Origin of the sequence: Pontibacter sp. HSC-36F09, from assembly GCF_024171605.1 — a bacterium.
Lineage (GTDB): Bacteria > Bacteroidota > Bacteroidia > Cytophagales > Hymenobacteraceae > Pontibacter.
Genome location: NZ_JALKAA010000001.1, coordinates 1,041,023 through 1,058,399, shown reverse-complemented (window position 1 = coordinate 1,058,399; position 17,377 = coordinate 1,041,023). Strand labels below are relative to the sequence as shown.

The following is a 17,377-nucleotide window of genomic DNA, read 5'->3' as shown; positions in this document are numbered from 1 at the left end:
CATTATTCCACAGCCTTTATCTGGTTAAAGAGCGAAATAGAGCTCTGATTTACTAGGTATAGGTATAGCAAAAGATGATAGAAAAGTCCTGCAAGCTTTCAAGTGGAAAGCAGCAAAAAATTAAAAATACTTACCTTTGTATTACAGCTGGAATATCCGGGGTAAAAAGGCACTCTATCGGAGCCAAAAAGAGGGAAAACAATTGATTTTAGTAAACAGTCCGGAACCCCAAAGAGGAACAACTTGATTACTTAGCCCCCTTATCTGAGAAAGATGCTCTGAAGAGGAGTAGGCGACTAAATGGGCCTCCAGACAGGTGGTAAGGCAGTCTGAATTGCATTGTGCCCAAACCTAACTAACTTGCCAAATAGCAACACGGGCATTTAGGCTATACCTGAACCAGCTGATTTGAATTTTGACGAAGAATTATCTGAAGATTAAGTGCTGAACATGGCAAAATATAACGAATACAAAAACCTCAACTACGCGCAAGTAGGCGAGGAGGTGCTGGCCTTCTGGAAAGAGCATAACATCTTCCAAAAGTCAGTTTCGACAAGAGAAGGGCACAAGCCTTTCGTGTTTTATGAAGGACCTCCTTCAGCGAACGGTACTCCGGGCATTCACCACGTAATGGCCCGTGCCGTGAAAGACATTTTCTGCCGCTACAAGACCCTCAAAGGATTCCAGGTAAACCGCAAAGGCGGCTGGGATACGCACGGTCTGCCTGTAGAGTTGCAGGTAGAGAAAGAACTGGGTATCACGAAAGAGGATATCGGCAAAAAGATCACCGTAGAGGAATACAACCAGCGCTGCCGCGAAACCGTGATGCGTTTCAAAGGCCAGTGGGACGACCTGACAGAGCAGATGGGCTACTGGGTAGACCTGGACAACCCGTATATCACGTTCGAGAACGAGTACATTGAGTCGGTATGGGCCTTGTTGAAGCGCCTCTACGATAAAGGCCTGCTTTACAAAGGCTATACAATCCAGCCTTACTCGCCAGGTGCGGGCACGGGTCTGAGTTCGCACGAGCTCAACCAACCAGGTTGCTATAAGATGGTAAAGGACACGACCATTGTGGCGCAGTTCGAGGTGAAGAAAATCACCCGGAACATGTTCCTGTTCGAGTACGAGGAAGAAAAAGTCTCTTTCCTGGCCTGGACGACAACGCCCTGGACGCTTCCTGCCAATACGGCACTTGCTGTGGGCAAGAACATCAGGTATGTGAAGGTGAAAACCTACAACCCCTATACCTACGAGCCGATCTCGGTGATACTGGCCAAAGACCTGGTGAGCCGCTATTTCAACCCGAAAGCTGCTGAGCTGGCTCTGACCGACTACAGCTCAGGTGACAAACTGATTCCGTTCAAAGTTGTAGAGGAATTTACAGGCGCGGACCTGGCCGGTGTGGAGTATCACCAACTGATGCCGTACGTGCAGCCGGATAAGCCTGCCTTCCGCGTGGTGGTAGGCGACTTTGTGACGACAGAAGACGGTACTGGTATCGTACATATCTCTCCAACCTTCGGTGCGGACGACTTCCGGGTAGCAGCCCAGAATGATATCCCGGCGCTGCTGGTAATGGATGAGAATGGAAAGCCTGCACCTATCGTGGACAAACAAGGTCGTTTCGTACAGGAGATCACTGACTTTGCCGGCATGTACGTGAAAAACTACGACGGCCAGGACGAGTCAGCCGCTGACTATAAGCCGACGGACGTTCTGATTGCGATCAAACTCAAAGAAGAGGGAAAAGCCTTTAAAGTAGAGAAATACGAGCACACTTACCCGCATTGCTGGAGAACCGATAAGCCGGTGCTCTACTATCCGCTGGATAGCTGGTTCATCAAAACCACCGCGGTAAAGGACCGTCTGATCGAGCTGAACAAGACCATCAACTGGAAACCGGAGTCTACGGGCACGGGCCGTTTTGGTAACTGGCTCGAGAACCTGGTGGACTGGAACCTGTCGCGCTCGCGCTATTGGGGTACACCGCTGCCAATCTGGAGAACAGAAGATGGGGAGGAGGAAATATGCATTGGCTCTATCCAGCAACTGAGCGAAGAGATGGATCGTGCGGTAGAGAAAGGGTACATGGAGGCTTCCGCTGAGATCAATGACCTGCACCGCCCGTATGTGGACAACATTGTACTGGTGAGCCCATCCGGAAGGCCAATGTACAGAGAGACAGACCTGATTGACGTTTGGTTCGACTCTGGTGCCATGCCTTATGCACAGTGGCACTACCCGATCGAAAACAAGGAAATATTCGAACAGAACTTCCCGGCCGACTACATTGCCGAGGGTGTTGACCAGACGCGTGGTTGGTTCTTTACGCTGCACGCGTTGGCCGTAATGCTGGAAGACAGCGTGGCTTACAAGAACGTCATCGCCAACGGCCTGGTGCTGGATAAGAACGGCAACAAGATGAGCAAGCGCCTTGGCAACGCCATCGACCCGTTCGAGATGATCGGCAAGTATGGCCCGGATGCCGTGCGCTGGTACATGATTGCCAATGCGCCACCTTGGGATAACCTGAAGTTCAACCCGGAGGGTGTGGTGGAGACCCAGCGCCGTTTCTTCGGAACACTGCAGAACACCTACTCTTTCTTCGCGCTATACGCCAACCTGGATAACTTTACGTTTGCCGAGGACGAAGTGCCACTAGAGCGCAGAACAGAAAGTGACCGCTGGATTATCTCGAAGCTGAACACGCTGGTCAAGGACGTTGATACCTTCTTGGAAGATTACGACCCAACCCGTGCCGCCCGCTCCATACAGGATTTTGTGGTGGACGACCTGAGCAACTGGTACGTGCGTCTGAACCGCAAGCGTTTCTGGAAAGGCGAATACAATGAAGACAAGATGGCCGCTTACCAGACGCTCTATACTTGTCTGGAGACGATCGCCAAGCTGGCTTCGCCAATCGCGCCGTTCTACGCCGAGCAACTCTATCGCGACCTGAACAACGTGAGCGGCAAGCACAAGGAAGAATCAGTGCATTTGGCTTACTATCCGGAAGTAGAGCACGCTGCCATCGACAAGGACCTGGAAGAGCGCATGGCGTTGGCCCAGACCATCTCGTCGCTGGTGCACTCGCTGCGCAAGAAGCACTTCATCAAGGTGCGTCAGCCGCTGCAGCGTATCCTTATACCTGTGCTGAATGACAAGACCCGTCAGCAAATTCAGGCTGTAGAAGACCTGATCATGAGCGAGGTGAACATCAAGCATGTGGAGTACATCGACGATACGTCAGGTATATTGGTGAAGAAGATCAAGCCGAACTTCAAGAAGCTGGGTCAGGTTTTTGGTCCGAAAATGAAGCTGGTGGCCGCCGCTGTGCAACAAATGAACCAGGATGACATCGCACACCTGGAGCGTGAAGGAGGTATAGAGTTACAGATAAACGATGAGGAAACAGCCGTGCTGACGCCGGAGGACGTGGAAATCTCTTCGGAGGACATCCCGGGCTGGTTGGTAGCTAGCGAAGGTAAACTGACCGTAGCGTTGGATGTGACCATTACCGAAGAGTTGAAGCAGGAAGGTATAGCCCGAGAACTGGTGAACCGTATCCAGAATCTGCGCAAGGACAGCAACCTGGAGGTGCAGGATAAGATCCATATCGTGCTGCAGGCATCGGTAGAAGAGGTAAATGCCGCTGTGGAAAACTTCCGCGACTACATACAGGCCGAAACACAGGCGCTGAGCCTTGAACTGACTGACAATGTGGTAGATGGTACACTCCTTGAAGTGGATGATTATCAGGTGAATATCCGCATCCGTACAGAAGCGGTTTAGCTTAAAGAACAAGAAGCCCTGGCTGCAAACCGACCGGGGCTATACCTTATACCTTTATCCTGCGGCGGCTGATTAAAGTCCCTGCAGCCTAATAGACGAAACATGAAATATTGGAAGTACTACCTGGTGGCCCTTATCGTCATCATTATCGACCAGGCTGTGAAGCTTATCGTGCATTACAACATGGAAATGGGCATGCCGGGCGAAATCGTGCTCCTGGGCGACTGGCTGAAGCTGCATTATACCCTGAATCCAGGTATGGCCTTCGGTGTGGAACTCGGCTCCGACTACGGCAAACTGATGCTGTCGCTGTTCCGGTTGGTTGCGGTGTTTGGTATAGCCTATTATATTTACTATCTGGTCAAAACGAAAGCTCCCAAAGGACTGATCTGGTGCATTGGCCTGATTCTGGGCGGCGCCATCGGCAACCTGATCGACAGTACGTTCTACGGCGTGTTATTCGACAACCACCCCTATGGCTCTTCCACACCATGGTTTCATGGACAGGTAATCGATATGTTCTATATTGATATTTGGGAAGGTATTGTTCCTCACTGGATTCCTTTGCTGGGTGGCAAACCGATGTCGCTGTGGCCCATCTTCAACGTGGCAGACTCGGCTATCTTCATTGGCGTGCTGATCATCCTCTTCAACCAGAAGCGTTTCTTCGCGCATTACGACGAGCCCGTTAAAGAGCCGGCTGCCGGGCAACAGGGTTTGTAAGGTATAGGTATAAGCAAAAAAGAAAGCGGCTGTTCCATGTGGAATAGCCGCTTTCTTATGCGCTACACTCAAGTTGAAGTTCAGTCAATTTTTCTGCAAGCCACAGAGTATAGTTAGAAAAATTCCGCTTATATTTCACGCCGTTTTCTGGTTCCTATACCTTACAATCCAAACCCGATGAAATTGAATAAGCTTTTAGCTGCTGTTGTCCTATCAGTAGGTTTGTCTGCCTGCGGTTGCGAAGACGTGAACCTGGGCAAGCTCGAATTTACCAACGAACTGGTGTCCTTTATGCCTGCTCAGCCAACACAAGGGAAAAGCTATTATATGGCGGAAGAAGGCGTTAACCGGAAAATGAAATACATAAACGCAGCGGGTGTTACCAGTGTCGAGATACCGGTCAGAAGGACAAATTACAGCGGCAAGTTTGACCCAAATTCCTGCAAAGAGTTTTTCACAGCAGATCAGAAGGTATACGCAAGCCAGGTAGAGGGCGGGAGCCTAGTCAGTATCAGCGTCACCTATCGGAAAAACGCGAGCACGGACCGGTTTAACAACATCACTGACAAAGCTGCGGTAGGGGATGTCATCGAGTTTGCAGTCGGCTACAACAACAAATTTCCGGAACCGATACAGACTGGCACTTCCAGCAGCAGCAACTTTATCACAAGCCGAACCTTCCTGTTTGGGGATGCGACTACCAATACAATTGACAACCACACCTATACCCAGGAATTCTTATCAACCGTGACGCTTGGTGGGGTGCAGCACCAAAACGTATACCATCTATACCTTAACCAACCCAACTACTACAGACCGGAGGAACAGTATATTCATGACCGCTATCCTGCTTTGGATTATATACAAGGAATTTATGTGAAGGAAGGATTCGGGATTATACAGGCGTACAGTTCCAAAGGCAAGGAAATAGTGCTAAGCGTGAATTAAAGATAGACTTTAACTTATCCGAACAGCAGCTCACTATACTTTCCGCACAAAACTCTATTCCGATTACAGAACCCCCATTTTCTCCAGCCGTGCTCTCAATTCCTCCGGTGAGGTGAAATGGATCGACTCGATGCCTAATTGCTCTGCAGCCTTGATATTGCGGAGGTTATCATCAATGAAAAGTACTTCGCTGGGTTGCAAGCTATACCTGTTCAGCAAGGTATGGTAAAAACTGTGGTTAGGCTTGCGGTCTTTTTCAGTACCAGACACCACAATGCCATCGAACCAGCCCAGGAAGTCGTAGCGCTCCAACGCAATCGGAAATAGTTCTGCTGACCAGTTGGTGAGGGCGTATAGGTTGTGCTCTCCCCGTGATCTCATCTCACGCAAAATCTCTACTGAGTCATGAATAGGTCCGCCCAGCATTTCTTCCCATCGGCCATAGTAGGCTCTAATGTTATCTTCATGCTCAGGGTGTCTGGCGATCAGGTAGTCGTTTGCTTCCTGAATGGTGCGCCCGCCATCCTGTTCTTCGTTCCACTCAAAAGTGCAGACGTTCTTCAGGAAATTCAGCATCTCAGCCTCGTCATCGAATATTTTGCGATAAAGGTGATGCGGATTCCAGTCAATCAGCACAGCGCCGAGGTCCCAGATAATCGTACTTTTCTTGCTGGTTTCAAATGAAGTTGAATTGGTAGATTGATTATATTCTGAATTGTTCTGCATTGCTTTTTTAGTCAAACTTAAATGTAGTGCGAAAAACCAAAACAAGAAAGGCTTCTCAATCATTCAAAAAACCTTATTTTTACCAGAAGCACCAAGCCCAGCGCCCTTGTCTATACCTACGCCCATACTGCAGGTCACGGATCTCGAAACCACTTTCGCCACACGCCAGGGTATAGTCCGCGCGGTGGACAAGGTTTCTTTTGAGGTACATCCCGGCGAAGCAGTGGCCATTGTAGGTGAGTCGGGGTCGGGGAAGACAGTGACGGCACTCTCGCTGATGCAGTTGCTCGATGCCAACGCAAAGGTCAGCGGGAAGGCCGTGTTTCAGTCGGAGCGGCTGGGAGCAGTAGATCTCCTGCAACTAAAGGAAAAACAACAACAACAGATTCGGGGGAACGAGATGGGCATGATCTTTCAGGACCCGATGTCGTCGCTCAACCCGGTCTATACCTGTGGACAACAGGTGGCAGAGGTACTCTTATGGCATCAAAAAATTTCAAAGAAAGAGGCTAAAGCTCGTGTTTTGCAACTTTTTGAGCAAGCCAAGCTACCCAGGGCGGAGCAAATTTATAATAGTTATCCACACCAAATTTCCGGCGGACAGAAGCAACGCGTCATGATCGCCATGGCTATGGCCTGCGAGCCAGCTATCCTGCTTGCCGACGAACCGACTACCGCTTTGGATGTAACAGTGCAGGCCCGCATGCTCTCACTGATTGACGAACTGCGGGTAAAACAAAACATGGCGGTGTTGTTTATCAGTCATGACCTGGGGGTAGTGGCTGAGATTGCCGACCGGGTGCTGGTGATGTACAAAGGCCGTGTGGTGGAACAAGGGAACGTGCTCGATATTTTTACCAATCCGCAACACCCCTATACCAAGGGCTTGCTGGCCTGCCGCCCTACGCTCAGCACTAAGTCGCAGGCCAGGTTGCCGGTTGTGGCAGACTTTATGGCGGAAGACAGGCAAGGTATAATCCGCGAGAAAAAGCCGCAGGTATACGAACCCTCTTTGGTGGATGTGGTGAATGCCTACGTAGGTACAGTCTCAGCTATAAAGCAACAGCGCGACAACAGCCAAAAGCCCCCCCTGCTAGTAGTGCAGGATCTGCAGGTATACTTCCCCATCAAAAAAGGAATTTTTTCCCGCACTACAGGCCATGTAAAAGCCGTGGATGGGGTGAGCTTTGCGTTAAAGCACGGCGAAACCATAGCGTTGGTAGGCGAGTCGGGGAGCGGAAAGACGACGCTGGGACGGGCGATTCTGCGGCTGGTAGACCCAACAGCAGGGAGCGTACTATTCGAAGGTATAGACATTGCCGGCATGGATGCTGAAAACCTGCGTAAAGCCCGCCGGCATTTCCAGATGATCTTCCAGGATCCCTATACCTCGCTCAACCACATGCAAACCGTGGGCGAGGCCATTCTGGAACCCATGCGTGTGCATAAGCTTTACAAAAACGACCAAGAACGCCGCGCGAAGATGCTGGAACTCCTTGAGAGGGTAGGGCTTACGGCGGAGCATGCGCAGCGTTATCCACAGGCTTTTTCGGGCGGACAGCGGCAGCGCATTGCCATTGCCCGGGCCCTGGCGCTGCAACCCAAGCTGTTGATATGTGATGAGTCGGTGTCGGCGCTGGACGTGTCGGTACAGGCGCAGGTGCTCAATCTGCTCAACGAGCTTAAGCAGGAGTTTAATATGACCTACCTTTTCATCACGCACGATCTGGCTGTAGCCAGGCACATGGCTGACCGTATTCTGGTGATGCACGAAGGCTGCATTGTGGAAGAAGGTATACCTACCCAGCTTTTCCAGAATCCCCGGCACGCCTATACCCGCTCGCTGCTGCAAGCTATACCTGCCGGTGATCCTGAAGCCATTGTAGCGGCGCAGGAGAAGCGGGCGGCTCTGAAATCAGGTATAACGCAGTGCCAGTATTAATATACCCGCCGAATAGCCCATATATAGACTTTTCTCTATAAATTCACCTGAAATTGAATTGGCTTTAACCTTAGTCTGCCTTGCGGGCGTATAGAGTCAAAACCATTTCAACCAATAATTGCATGGCCTGAGGTGCGGCATACCTGCACCGGCCATTAGAAACAAGATACATGAGAAGTAAAAGACCAAGCAAAGGCGGCAGAGATAAAGACAGCCGCAACGAAAAAGGCGGCTCCCGCAGAGGCGAGTCTTCCAGAAGAGAACCATCCGCAGGTAGCGGCTCCCGCAGAGGCGAAGGACGTAAAGGCGGCAAAGACCGTTCGGCTAAAGGCATCGTGCTGGAAATGTTCTCCAATAGCCCCGATACCGTATTCACGCAGCGCCAGATAACCCGCAAACTGGGTATAGTCGACAAGAAAGGACGCGATGAACTAATGGTGATTATCAATACACTGCTGCGCGAAAACAAGCTGCTGCTGATCGACGGCGACAAATACCAGCTCAACCTGCGCGTCAACATCATTACAGGCCGCGTGGACCTGGCCAATAGCAAGTATGCCTACATTGTGTCCGAGGAAACAGAAGACGATGTGCGCGTGTTCCGCGAGCACCTGAAGTACGCCATGGACGGCGACTTGGTGAAAGTGAAAGTGCTGCCTACGATGCAGGGCGGCCGTTCAGAAGGCATGGTGGTCGAGGTGCTGGAGCGTTCGCGCACCGAGCTGGTAGGCCTGATGGAGCTTACCAAAAACTTTGGCTTCGTGGTGCCCGACTTCAAGCGACTTTACTTTGACGTGTTCGTGGGCGAGCGCAATCTGAATGGGGCACAGTCAGGCGACAAGGTGCTGGTGAAGATCATTGAATGGCCCAAAGAACCCGGCAAGAACCCGACGGGCGAAGTGATTCGCGTATTCGGTCCGGCCGGTGAGAACGAGGCCGAGATTCACTCCATCATGGCCGAGTTCGGACTGCCGTTTGAGTTTCCGGAAACTGTGGAAGAGGAAGCCGAGCAGATTTCGGATAAGATACCAGCAGGTGAACTTGCCAAGCGACGCGACATGCGCGACGTGACCACTTTCACCATTGACCCAGCCGACGCCAAGGACTTTGACGATGCCCTTTCGATCCAGAAGCTAGAGAACGGGCATTGGGAAATTGGTGTGCACATTGCCGACGTGACGCATTACGTACACCCGCGCAGCCTGCTCGAGAAGGAAGCTTTCCACAGAGCCACCTCGGTATACCTGGTGGACAGAACCATCCCGATGCTGCCGGAGCGCCTTTCCAACAACCTGTGCTCGCTGCGTCCAAACGAAGAAAAGCTGACCTTCTCGGTAGTGTTTGAGATTGACGACAACGGCAAACTCTACGACACCTGGTACGGCCGTACCATCATCTTCTCTGACCGCCGCTTCTCCTATGAAGAAGCCCAGGAGCGCATTGAGACAGGTGAGGGCGACTTTGTGGAGGAAATCAATACTCTGAATAACATTGCCAAAAAACTGCAGGCCAAACGCTTCAAAAACGGGGCTATCAGTTTCGAGACCACTGAAGTGAAATTTAAGCTCGACGAGAATGGCAAGCCGCTTTCTGTTTATGTGAAGGAGCGCAAGGACGCCCATAAGCTGATTGAGGAATTCATGCTGCTGGCAAACAAAAAGGTGGCTGAGTTTGTCTACGGCTTAGGCAAAGGCAAAAAGCGCCCGACCATGGTGTACCGTACGCACGGCTCCCCGGATCCCGACAAGCTGAGCACGTTCTCGATCTTCGCTGGCAAGTTTGGCTATAAAGTAGATCCGGATGGCGATGTTTCAGAAGAACTCAACAACCTTACGCACGAAATTGAAGGCAAGCCCGAGCAAAGTGTGCTGCAGAACCTGGCGATCCGAACCATGGCCAAAGCTAAGTATAGCACCGAGCCCGAGGGCCACTTTGGTCTGGCCTTCGATCATTACTCGCACTTCACGTCCCCGATTCGTCGTTACCCGGATATGATGGCGCACCGCCTGTTGCAGCATTATCTGGACGGTGGCACTTCGGAGGACAAAGAGGCTTTTGAGGAGCGCTGCCGCCATTCTTCTGAGATGGAGAAACGCGCCGCAGATGCCGAGCGTGCCTCTATTAAGTACAAGCAGGTGGAGTTCATGAAGGACACCATCGGCAATCAGTACAAAGGAATTGTGTCTGGTGTGACAGAATGGGGTATCTTTGTGGAGATTGAAGAGAACAAGTGCGAAGGCATGGTGCGCCTCTCGAGTCTGAACGACGACTATTACGAGCTGGACGCCAACAACTACCGCATCATTGGTCGTCAGTCGAAGCGCATTATCTCTTTTGGAGATGAAGTGCTGGTCGAGATTGTGAGCGCCAACATGGCCGAACGCACCATCGACATGGAACTGGTAGAAACCCTTAAAAGACATTAATACAACCTGTGGATATTACGCAGCTTTCAACCCAGCTTAACCAAACGCTGAATACCCTCCGTTTTGGAGAACAGCCGGCGGAATTGTACGAGCCCATCCGTTACATTATGTCGCTGGGCGGAAAGCGGATAAGGCCCTTACTGGTGCTTCTGGCTGCAAAAATGTACGATGATGATGTGGAAAACGTGCTATTGCCCGCTGCGGCAGTAGAGGTTTTCCACAACTTCACGCTCATGCACGACGACATCATGGATAAGGCCCCACTGCGCCGCGGACAGCAAACCGTGCACGAAAAGTGGAACGCCAACACCGCCATTCTAAGCGGTGACGTGATGCTGGTGCGCGCCTATGAAATGCTCCTGGGTATAGCGCCCGACAAACTGGGCAAGGTGCTGCAACTCTTCAGTAAAACAGCTGCTGAGGTATGCGAAGGCCAGCAACTCGACATGAACTTCGAGCGCCGCGAACAAGTGAGCATCGAAGAGTACATCCACATGATCACGCTCAAGACAGCCGTGCTGCTGGGCTTCAGTCTGGAACTAGGTGCCATTCTACAAGGTGCCCCTGATAGCGATGCCGAGCACCTGAAGGGATTCGGAGACAACGTAGGTATAGCCTTTCAGCTGCGCGATGATCTGCTCGATGTTTATGGCGACAAGGCCAAGTTCGGCAAACAAGTAGGTGGCGATATTCTCTCGGATAAGAAGACTTTTCTAATGCTGACGGCACTGGAGCAAGCCAACCAAGAACAACTGCAAACCATAATCGACTGGCGCGACAACACTGATGAAGGTATAGCCGAAGAAAAAGTACAGGCCATTACCGCCGTTTACGACCAACTCAACATCCGAAAGCAAACCGAACAACAAATCGATTTTTATTTCCAGCAAGCCCTGTATCATTTAGAGGCTGTGCAGGTGCCTGTCGAGCGCAAAGCAACCATCCATGGGCTGGCACTGCAGCTGATGGAAAGGGATAGTTAGAATTGCTAAATTGTTGGTTCGCAGGTATAGCGGTGTATACCTGAAGGTGTGGGAGGTTATCTTTGCAGGTATAGCAGAAGCCTTTGTAGCTCTAAAAAGATGTCTGAAGGTATAGCGGAGGCATTCAGATTACTTTAGCTTATACCTGAAAGCCAAATCAATTAAACAACATCCGATAAAAAGTCAGTGCCAGCAAACATCAAGTAGTTGAGAATGCGATGAATCACTCATGCACTCAATCACTCATTCAAAAATTAAACACCCACTCATTCGCCAACTCACTCAATCACCCAATAGAAAAAAATGAGCGTTACCGTCATCCTGATCATCATTACAGTGGGCATTTCGTTGTATGCCTGGAAAAACCACGAACTCATGCAGAACTGGATTTTTCACCCGTACTCCGTAGCGCGTGACAACTCCTGGCATCGCTTCCTGACTTCGGGCTTCCTGCACGCTGACTATACCCACCTGTTCTTCAACATGTTCACGCTGTACTTCTTCGGCACTGCAGTGGAAAGAACATTCGGGGCTATTTTCGGGGATACAACAGGTATACTCATTTACATGCTAATTTATCTGGGCGGTATTATCGTGTCAGATATTCCTACATACCTGAAGCACCGCAATGAACCGGCTTATCGTGCCCTGGGCGCTTCGGGAGGAGTGGCTTCGGTGGTTTTCTCGAGCATCCTGTTTTACCCTACGCAAGACATTTGTTTGTACGCCATCCTGTGTATACCTGGCTTCATCCTGGGCATCCTATACCTGATGTACTCCTATTTTCAGGGCAAGCGCATGGGCGATAACATCAACCACGATGCGCACTTATATGGAGCGGTATATGGCATGGTCATCAGTCTGGCGATTGTACCGAGCGCAGGTCCGCTGTTTATCGAGCAGATTGGCAGCTGGCGTTTGTTCGGCTAGGTATAATTGTACTCTTCTGCCCTGATTCTCCAAAAATAAAATCAGGCTGAGAGTCGATGAATTCCGTATAAATGCATAAGAACAGCATTTGTACCGATGAAATCGAAACTTTATTATATATACCTTGGAATAGTACTTTTTTTAGCCTTCTTTCTGGCCGACAAAGAGGCCGTAGCGCAGAATACTGAGCTGCAGCGCACTACCATTATGCAGTACGTCATTAACGAACGCCCCGTGCTGGCCGAACTTCTGACCACGGCAGGTATGGCGCCTGCGCTTTCTGGCAGCACGGCCTATACCTTGCTGATGCCACCCGATGCAAGCTTGCAAGAGTTGAAAGGCCAACCAGTAGAGAAAATACGCGCGGTTATGGCGATGCACCTGGTCAAAGGCGCTCTTTCCGCCACTGACTTTAAAGAAGGGAATCGCTTGCAGACCTATGGCAGTGCCTCACTCAACGTGTGCCGCAAGAAAGACAGCATACTCCTGAACGGTGTGCAATTGCAAGCCACCGACATTAGCTTGCGAAATGGTAAAGTGCACGAATTGGGAGGGGTGTTGCAACCTTAGAAACGGAGAATAGCTGGCCCAAATCCACGATTTCACTACCTTACCTCTTATTAGCCTATTCATACTTGAATAGGTATCATGCATTTGCTGCTCGGTTGCGTATCCTATACCTAAGCCCCTATGGACAGCAAAACCCTAAACACCGACCCTTCTATACCACCCCAACAAAATGTTGTCCGCAACGCTTGTTACGAAATCGGCTACGACGGAATCCGGAACAGATTATACTTCAGCATACTGGGCTTTTGGAAAAACACGGACAGCGTACCTGACTTTCTGAAAGATTGGGACAAGGCGCTGCAACTGGTTTCGCCGGGGTTCACGCTTCTCATCGACATGCGAACCATGATTACCCATCCGCAGCAACTCAACGACCTGCACGAAGAGTCGCAGCGCAAAATGAAAGCGGCCGGACTGAGCAGAATTGCCAATGTGATGCCGCTTGACAGAATAGCCAGTCTGCAGGTAGCAGACAGTATCAAGAAGATAGAGTTGCCTTCCCAGCATTTTGAAACCTGCGAAGCGGCTCAACATTGGCTGGACAAAACAATGGCGTAACGCCTGGCTAGCCGCAGCTTTCTTATCATGAATATCTTTATTTTCCTGTTTGCTAATTCCCATCTTTTGTAACTGTTTGGCCACAAACGCAGTTAGAGTTACCAATTATTTCGCCCCTTTACTGCGGCAACGCTATACCCTCTGACCGGCGGCATACGAAGTCGGTTCCATACCTAAACATCGAGCATGACATACGAGATTGGCGTGGTTCTATCTGTGATAGCGGTGGCTGTGGTGCTTTTCGTCAGCGAGAAGCTCTCCATCGACACGACGGCCATACTTGTCATGACCCTCTTCATGATGCTCGGCATCCTCACGCCCGCCGAGGGCCTGGCCGGTTTCAGCAATCCTGCCACCATCACAGTCGCCTGCATGTTCATCATCAGCTCAGCCATTTTTAAGTCGGGGTCCCTGAGCAATGTGGGGGTGCTGCTCACCCGGATAGGGCGTAAAAACAACCTGCTCTGTTTGCTGGCGGTTATGCTGGTGGCTGGCCTACTGTCCGCTTTTGTCAACGACACCGCAGTGGTGGCCCTCCTCATGCCGATGGTGATACAGGTGGCCCGCGATACCCGAATTAGCCCTACCAAGCTACTGATGCCGCTCTCCTTCGGAGCGCTGCTGGGTGGAGTTTGTACCCTGATTGGCACCTCAACCAACATACTGGTAAGCGGCATTGCCGAGGCGCAGGGCGAACCACCCATAGGCATGTTCGAACTCACGTCGGCAGGAGTTTTTTTTATGATAACCGGGGTGCTCTACATGGTGTTCGCCGGCCGCTTTCTGCTACCTGACCGAAAGGTGGCCGAGGACCTGACCGAGGACTTTAACATGGGCGATTACCTGACCGAGATCGTGCTGTTGCCCAACTCCCCCTCAGTAGGTATGCCGCTCAGAAGCTCCCGCCTGGTGCAAAACCTCGACATAGACGTGCTGCAGGTGACCCGCGACAAGTATAAACTCAACGCCACGCCCTATACCATGTTGCGGGCAGGCGATGTACTGAAAGTGCGCTGCGATGTAGAGAAACTCAAGAAAATGAAGGAGGAGAAGGGCATCAAACTGAAGTCGGAGCGGAAACTCAAGGATGAGGACCTGAACAGCGCCACCACCAAGCTCTTCGAGGCCATCGTAACGCCCAACTCCTACATGGTAGGTAAGTCCTTGAAAGAGCTCGACTTCAGGGCCTACAACCACGGGGCCACCGTGGTTGCCATCCGCCACCGCGACGAGATTCTCCACGAAAAGCTCACCCATACCCACCTCTCGGCCGGCGACGTGCTCCTGATCTCAGCTGACAAAAACCAGGCGCTGGACCTGCGCAGCAACGAGGACATTCTGCTCATCTCCGAAACAGAGCGCAGCCACTACGACTATAGTAAAATTATACCTGTACTGATAATAGGGGCAGGTGTAGTGATTACGGCGGCTACAGGGCTGGCACACATCGTACTCAGCTCTTTGGTAGGTGTGCTGCTGCTGGTGCTCACCAAGTCCATTCGCCTCGACGAACTCTACAAATCCATTGAGTGGAAAGTGATCTTTATGCTGGCGGGTGTGCTCTCGATGGGTACAGCGCTCGAAAAATCAGGTGCGGCGATCCTACTCTCAGGCGTTTTAGTGGAGTCGATAGGCAGCTACGGGCCCCATGCGCTTTTATCGGCTTTCTTTTTCATCACCTTCATGACCACCAACTTCATGTCCAACAACGCCACGGCGGCCCTGCTGGCGCCCATTGCCATTGTGGCAGCCAAAGAGATGGGCGTGAGCGTGCGGCCTTTTCTGGTAGCAGTGACCTATGCGGCCTCGCTCAGCTTTATGACACCCATGGGCTATCAGACGAATACCATGATTTACGGTCCGGGCAATTACAGATTTGTGGACTACCTGCGCGTGGGCACACCGCTCAACATACTATTGTGGCTGGTGGCCTCGTTTATCATCCCTTTCTTCTTCCCGTTCTAAATTGTTCCACGTGGGACAGCCTGGGCTCTGCTTTTCAATGGACGAAGGTATAGGCTTTGGTACAATCAGCTCAAAACCAACGCTTTTAAGAAACGGAACTTACCAACTCAGCCTTAGGATTGCCGTAAAATCAGAATGTTGTTTTGAGACCGTTGCAGATACAGGCAACTGACACGCTTACCCGCAGACGGCAAGCACCAGCCCACTATTCCGGCACATATAAAGAAGTCTATACCTTAGCTATACCCACCATGACAATCGCTATAATAGGAGCAGGGCTGAGCGGTACGCTAACGGCTATCCATTTGCTGAAGAACGCTGCGTCGGGCACTACGATTTATCTGATCGAGCCTGACAGGTATAGAATGCATCGCGGGGTTGCCTACTCAAGTCAGTTGCCGTTTCAGCCGCTCAATGTGCCCGCTTCTGCCATGAGCCTTTTTGCAGATGAACCCCTCGATTTTTTTAACTGGCTGACGGAGCACGCTTATCTCTATAAAAGGCAAATTTCCCTGCCGGTTCGGGCAACCGACTTCATCCCACGCACTGTTTTCGGCGATTACTTGAAAGCGCGCTTGCAGGAGGCGGAGGCTGGTGCGGCTCAGGGCGTTTCGTTTGTGCGGGTGTATGAAGAGGCACTGTCCGTATCGAGGCAGGGTCGTGGTTTTGTTGTTAGTTGCAGTAACCAGTGCACGTTAAGCGCCAACAAAGTAGTGCTGGCCGTTGGCAACTTCCCGCCGGCGCCGTTGCCTATACCTAACAAAAGCTTCTACAAAAGCCAACGCTATGTCGCCTCGCCCTGGTCGGCCAAAGGGCTGAGTGGTCTGCAACAGCAGGACCCGCTCTTACTGATTGGTTCCAGCCTGACCATGGTAGACTTGGTGGGCAGCCTGCAGGCACAAGGCCACAGAGGCAAGGTATACGTAGTATCGCGCCACGGGCTGCTGCCGCAACCTTTTGATGTCAGCACACGGCCATACCCCAACCTGGCGATTCCAGCAGTGGCGTATTCATCTGCTTTGAGTTTATTCCGATTCATTCGGGAGGAGATAAAGCGGGCCGAAGCGGAGGGCTATACCTGGCGAAGTGTAATGGATGCGCTGCGCGATGATATACCTGTCCTTTGGCAAACTTTGCCTTTGAAAGAGAAAAAGACTTTTCTGCGCCACATCCGGCCATACTGGGAAGTGCACCCCCACCGGATGCCTGCCTCCTCAGCCGGCCTGCTGCAGGAACTACAGGAAAAAGGGCAATTGGAGGTAATAGCCACCGCTGTCGTAGATATGCACGAGACGGAGAATGGAGCGCGCGTTACCATCAGGAGGAGGCATCACAAGGCAACAGAAGAAATTGAGGTAGGTAGGGTCATCAACTGCACAGGCCCGCAGTGCGACTACACCCAGGTAAAAGCACCCTTAGTTCAGCAGTTGCTGGCAGACGGTATGGCGCAACCTGATATGTTATACCTTGGGCTTAAAACGACACCGGGCGGCAAGCTAATCGATACAGAAGGCAAACCCGTGCGCGGCCTGTTCACGCTTGGGCCTCCCAGGAAAGGAATGCTGTACGAATCGACTGCGCTGCGTGAGATAAGGCAGCAGGCAAAAGCGCTCGCCTACAGATTGATTCGCAAGGGCAAGGCCACGCTGGAAATCGCCGAAAAAAGCTGATTTGATAATAACCGACCATGGGAGAAGACCTGTTCCTGATCTTGCTGGCAGTACTGAGTCTGGCCTGTGTGCTACTGGTTTGGCATTTTATGGCGGAGGATGAAGATTCCACAAAGTAAGGAATGCGCACACTCGATT

12 protein-coding genes are annotated in these 17,377 nt (G+C 51.3%); 11 read left to right on the top strand and 1 reads right to left on the bottom strand.

What is annotated here, in order from left to right:
• Positions 1 to 450: 450 nt before the first annotated feature.
• The 3 genes from ileS (at position 451) to L1278_RS04875 (ending at position 5,469) form a co-directional block, all read left to right on the top strand.
• Positions 451 to 3,798: an isoleucine--tRNA ligase gene (gene ileS, locus L1278_RS04885; RefSeq protein ID WP_253401474.1), complete on the top strand. Its 3,348-nt coding sequence runs from the start codon at positions 451 to 453 to the stop codon at positions 3,796 to 3,798.
• Between the two features lie 102 nt (positions 3,799 to 3,900).
• Complete coding sequence (locus L1278_RS04880) at positions 3,901 to 4,521, top strand: lipoprotein signal peptidase (RefSeq protein ID WP_253401472.1); 621 nt, start codon at positions 3,901 to 3,903, stop codon at positions 4,519 to 4,521.
• A gap of 177 nt (positions 4,522 to 4,698) precedes the next feature.
• Positions 4,699 to 5,469, top strand: coding sequence for a hypothetical protein (locus L1278_RS04875; RefSeq protein ID WP_253401470.1), 771 nt, complete (start codon positions 4,699 to 4,701; stop codon positions 5,467 to 5,469).
• 63 nt (positions 5,470 to 5,532) lie between these two features.
• Here the strand turns inward: L1278_RS04875 and L1278_RS04870 are convergent, their stop codons facing one another.
• Positions 5,533 to 6,195: an HAD family phosphatase gene (locus L1278_RS04870; protein WP_253401468.1), complete on the bottom strand. Its 663-nt coding sequence runs from the start codon at positions 6,193 to 6,195 to the stop codon at positions 5,533 to 5,535.
• A gap of 106 nt (positions 6,196 to 6,301) precedes the next feature.
• Here L1278_RS04870 and L1278_RS04865 point away from each other — a divergent pair, with 106 nt between their 5' ends.
• The 8 genes from L1278_RS04865 to L1278_RS04830 all read left to right on the top strand — a co-directional run bounded on the left by L1278_RS04865 (position 6,302) and on the right by L1278_RS04830 (position 17,239).
• Entirely contained in the window at positions 6,302 to 8,137 is a 1,836-nt protein-coding gene (locus L1278_RS04865; protein WP_253401466.1) for an ABC transporter ATP-binding protein, read from the top strand.
• 170 nt (positions 8,138 to 8,307) lie between these two features.
• Positions 8,308 to 10,563 carry a ribonuclease R gene (rnr, locus tag L1278_RS04860; RefSeq protein WP_253401464.1) on the top strand — a complete coding sequence of 752 codons (2,256 nt, stop codon included), beginning with the start codon at positions 8,308 to 8,310 and terminating at the stop codon, positions 10,561 to 10,563.
• A gap of 8 nt (positions 10,564 to 10,571) precedes the next feature.
• Positions 10,572 to 11,546: a polyprenyl synthetase family protein gene (locus L1278_RS04855; RefSeq protein ID WP_253401462.1), complete on the top strand. Its 975-nt coding sequence runs from the start codon at positions 10,572 to 10,574 to the stop codon at positions 11,544 to 11,546.
• A 303-nt stretch (positions 11,547 to 11,849) separates the two neighbouring features.
• Positions 11,850 to 12,476, top strand: coding sequence for a rhomboid family intramembrane serine protease (locus L1278_RS04850; RefSeq protein ID WP_253401460.1), 627 nt, complete (start codon positions 11,850 to 11,852; stop codon positions 12,474 to 12,476).
• Between the two features lie 96 nt (positions 12,477 to 12,572).
• A complete protein-coding gene (locus L1278_RS04845; protein ID WP_253401458.1) occupies positions 12,573 to 13,046 on the top strand; it encodes a fasciclin domain-containing protein in 474 nt (157 codons plus the stop codon).
• 120 nt (positions 13,047 to 13,166) lie between these two features.
• Positions 13,167 to 13,604 (top strand): hypothetical protein, encoded by a 438-nt coding sequence (locus L1278_RS04840; protein WP_253401456.1) that lies wholly within the window; start codon positions 13,167 to 13,169, stop codon positions 13,602 to 13,604.
• Positions 13,605 to 13,790: 186 nt separating this feature from the next.
• On the top strand, positions 13,791 to 15,569 hold the full coding sequence (locus L1278_RS04835) for an SLC13 family permease (RefSeq protein WP_253401454.1): 1,779 nt from the start codon (positions 13,791 to 13,793) through the stop codon (positions 15,567 to 15,569).
• A gap of 251 nt (positions 15,570 to 15,820) precedes the next feature.
• On the top strand, positions 15,821 to 17,239 hold the full coding sequence (locus L1278_RS04830; RefSeq protein ID WP_253401452.1) for an FAD/NAD(P)-binding protein: 1,419 nt from the start codon (positions 15,821 to 15,823) through the stop codon (positions 17,237 to 17,239).
• Positions 17,240 to 17,377: the final 138 nt, after the last annotated feature.